Below are 3,599 nucleotides of genomic sequence, written 5' to 3'. Positions count from 1 at the left end.
CCTTCATTTTCCTCGCGCTTATCGCAATAGTTGGGATTTTTATGCCATCACTCCCAAGTTTTGCCGATTCCAGCAAATATAATTCCGCTGATATCGCCTGGATTCTTGTAGCATCATCCCTGGTATTTTTGATGACTCCCGGTTTATCCTTCTTTTATGGAGGTATGGTAAATAAGAAGAATGTTATTTCTACCATGATGCAAAGTTTTATTGCTACCGGTTTAATCAGCATTGTTTGGTTAGTAGTTGGATTTAGCCTGGCGTTTGGTAAATCTCATAATGGTATTATTGGTGATCCCGGTACATTTTTTATGTTTCAGAATGTAGGATCCGGAGCTCCCTGGAGCCTGGCGCCCACTATTCCCCTGTTACTGTTTGCACTCTTCCAGATGAAGTTTGCCATCATTACTCCTGCACTGGTGGTAGGAGCGGTAGCAGGAAGGATCCGTTTCACTTCCTATGTATTGTTCATGGTGTTGTTCAGCTTACTGGTGTATGCGCCTATTGCACACTGGACCTGGCATCCCGATGGCATCCTGTTTAAATTAGGCGTACTTGACTTTGCCGGTGGTACAGTAGTACATATTTCTGCTGGATGCGCTGCGCTGGCTGGCGCCCTGGTACTGAAAAGAAGAAAGGATCATATCGAGAAAAAAGAATTACAACCCGCAAATATTCCATTTGTATTACTGGGTACCGGTTTACTCTGGTTCGGCTGGTTCGGTTTCAACGCAGGTTCTGCTTTGAGCGCCAACGGCCTTGCTGCTTCAGCTTTCGCTACTACTAACACCGCTACTGCTGCTGCCGGTTTATCATGGGTATTTTTTGATGTGATCCGCGGACGGAAACCATCAGCGCTCGGCTTTTGCATCGGTGCTGTAGTTGGTTTGGTGGCCATTACTCCTGCAGCAGGTTTTGTTGCTATCCCGCAAAGTATATTCATCGGTTTCATTTCTGCTATCATTTCCAATATTGCGGTACACTGGAAATCCAAAACCAGTATTGATGATACACTCGATGTATTCCCCTGCCATGGTTTAGGCGGTATGGTAGGTATGCTGCTCACCGGTATCTTCGCTACCAAATCAGTAAATGCAGGCGGTAACGATGGCTGGCTTTATGGTAACTTCGACCTGTTCAAAAACCAGGTTCTGGGTCTGTTACTGGTAGTAGGCTACAGCTTCACTGTATCTTATGGTATCTTCAAACTCATCAACCTGATTCACCCACTGCGTGTATCTGAAGAAGAAGAAGAACTGGGCCTGGATGTTACACAGCATAACGAAAACTACCACCCTTCTATGATCAGCATATCCGACAACGGTTCGCTGAAAGAAGAGGACGAACTGGTGCACTCCTGAAACATAACACCCTTCGCCGGTGCAGAACAAGAGTTACCGTTCTTTGAATACGATATTTATCAACTTTATTAAACGCATATACTTTACGTTGTAAGAACCTGGAATGGATAATTGGTAGTTAAAACTTGCTGTAAATAAGTGAAACTCGCACCAATCATTAATTACTGATTATCCATTCCTTCTATTTCTGAATGTAGCATCAGAAGCATTAGCACGCACCCCCGAAACAATCCGTGAGAAAAGGCCGCATTACTTACCATTTTATCAACCAAATTTATAAGCATGAAAAGAATGTTAACGACCTTGTTTGCCATGGGCAGCACTCTGATTGCCATGTCACAAACCACGACAGATAGTACATCTGCACCCGCTTTTAAATTATCAGGATCTGCAGATGTGTATTATAAATACAATCTCAACGGAAATTATACTGATAATAAAACCAGCTTTACCAATTCTCACAATTCCTTCGAACTGGGAATGGTATCACTGAAAGTAGAACACGGTTTTAAGAATGGTAGCATCGTAGCCGACCTCGGTTTTGGTAAAAGGGCCGGCGAATTTTCCTACAACGATGTTCCCGGTTCGTCTAACGGCCTTTCTATGGCTATCAAACAATTGTATGTTTCTTACCAGGTTGCTGAAAAAATAAAACTGAGCCTCGGTAGTTTCGCCACACATATAGGCTACGAACTGGTAGATGCATACGCCAACAGGAACTATAGCATGAGCTATATGTTTAGTTATGGTCCTTTCTTCAATACCGGCGTAAAGGCTGATATTGCGCTCACATCTTCTTTAAGCGCCATGGTGGGTGTTTTCAACCCAACCGATCTGAAATCAGTAAGCCTCAACAGTCATAAATATATTGGCGCCCAGCTGGGCTTTGCTCCGGCAGAAACACCGGTTAAATTATACCTGAATTACCTTGAAGGAAAAGATACTTTCGGCATCCAGAACCACCAGGTAGACCTTGTTGCTACTTACCAGTTCAATACGGTTTTCGGCCTGGGTTATAATGCTACCTACAGCACCTATTCCGATACGCGCGCTCCCAAAAGTACCCGCGAAAATGCAAAATGGTGGGGTAATGCGCTGTACGTGAATCTTGATTTCACAGAAAAATTAGGGCTAACGCTTCGTGGAGAATATTTTAGTGATAAAGACGGACTTAAAGTTTTTGGAGCCGTTCCTGATGGCGGAAATGTAGTGGCAGGTACACTCACTTTTAATTATAAGGTAGGAAACCTTACTATCATGCCTGAGTTCAGGCTGGATAAAGCTTCTGCAGATATTTTCAGCAAGTCGGACGGAAAGCCTGCTGATATAACATCCAATGTTTTATTAGCCGCCACTTACCACTTCTAAAAGTTGTGTTCAAACAGGTGCAGGAATTTGCCGCGGAATTGCATCCCGGCAAATAACCTGCACCTGTTTTTTCTGACCACGAAAATTGGCCGTTCAAATTCCCGAAACCATAAATGATTTGTATTATCTTGCTGGCAAAAAGAAGTAATGCTGCAGCCGTCCACGTTAAAATTCCTAAAGTCGCTCAGGCTGAATAATAACAAAGTCTGGTTCGACGAACACAAAACCGAATACTTGTCTGCCAAGGCCGATTTTGAAAGCATGGTACAACAGCTCATAGATGGTTTGGCGAGACAGGACGCCACCATGCAGGGGCTACAGGTAAAAGACTGTGTGTTTCGCATTTATAAGGATGTGAGATTTTCGAAAGATAAGACGCCGTATAAAGCCAACCTCGGTGCTTCCTTCCAGGCGGGTGGCAAGAAATCCACGCTCGGCGGATATTATTTTCACCTGGAACCGGGAGGCAACAGTTTTGCCGGTGGCGGCATCTGGATGCCGGCAGCTCCTGAACTGAAAAAGCTTCGCCAGGAAATCGACTATAATTTCAAAGAATTTGAACAGATTATCTCCAATAAAGAATTTATTAAACACTTCGGGAAGGTAGAGGGCGATGCGCTTAAAACAGCGCCGCAGGGATATCTGCCGGATAACCCGGCTATCGCGTATCTGAAGCTGAAAAGCGTGATCGTGTCGCACCCCTTAACGGATGAGGCATGTACACAGCCTGCTATGGTAAAAGAAATACTGAAAACATTTGCGCTGATGCAACCTTTGTTGCAGTTCATTAACCGCGCCATGGATTAATACCAGGTAGTTTATTAGTTTATCAGATAATTAACCTGCCTTAATAGTTGCCTGTTACTAACA

Annotated in this window: 3 protein-coding genes; all 3 read left to right on the top strand. The window is 44.0% G+C overall.

The features are described 5' to 3' along the window. A partial coding sequence (locus tag VN105_RS28625; RefSeq protein ID WP_325646721.1) for an ammonium transporter occupies positions 1–1,361 on the top strand: 1,361 nt, incomplete at its 5' end. A gap of 282 nt (positions 1,362–1,643) precedes the next feature. Then, positions 1,644–2,729, top strand: coding sequence for a porin (locus VN105_RS28620; RefSeq protein WP_325646719.1), 1,086 nt, complete (start codon positions 1,644–1,646; stop codon positions 2,727–2,729). 147 nt (positions 2,730–2,876) lie between these two features. Beyond that, complete coding sequence (locus tag VN105_RS28615) at positions 2,877–3,536, top strand: DUF2461 domain-containing protein (RefSeq protein ID WP_325646717.1); 660 nt, start codon at positions 2,877–2,879, stop codon at positions 3,534–3,536. Positions 3,537–3,599 lie beyond the last annotated feature (63 nt).

The sequence above is a fragment of the Chitinophaga sp. genome (assembly GCF_035564935.1).
GTDB lineage: Bacteria > Bacteroidota > Bacteroidia > Chitinophagales > Chitinophagaceae > Chitinophaga.
This window is presented reverse-complemented; position numbering and strand designations above follow the sequence as displayed.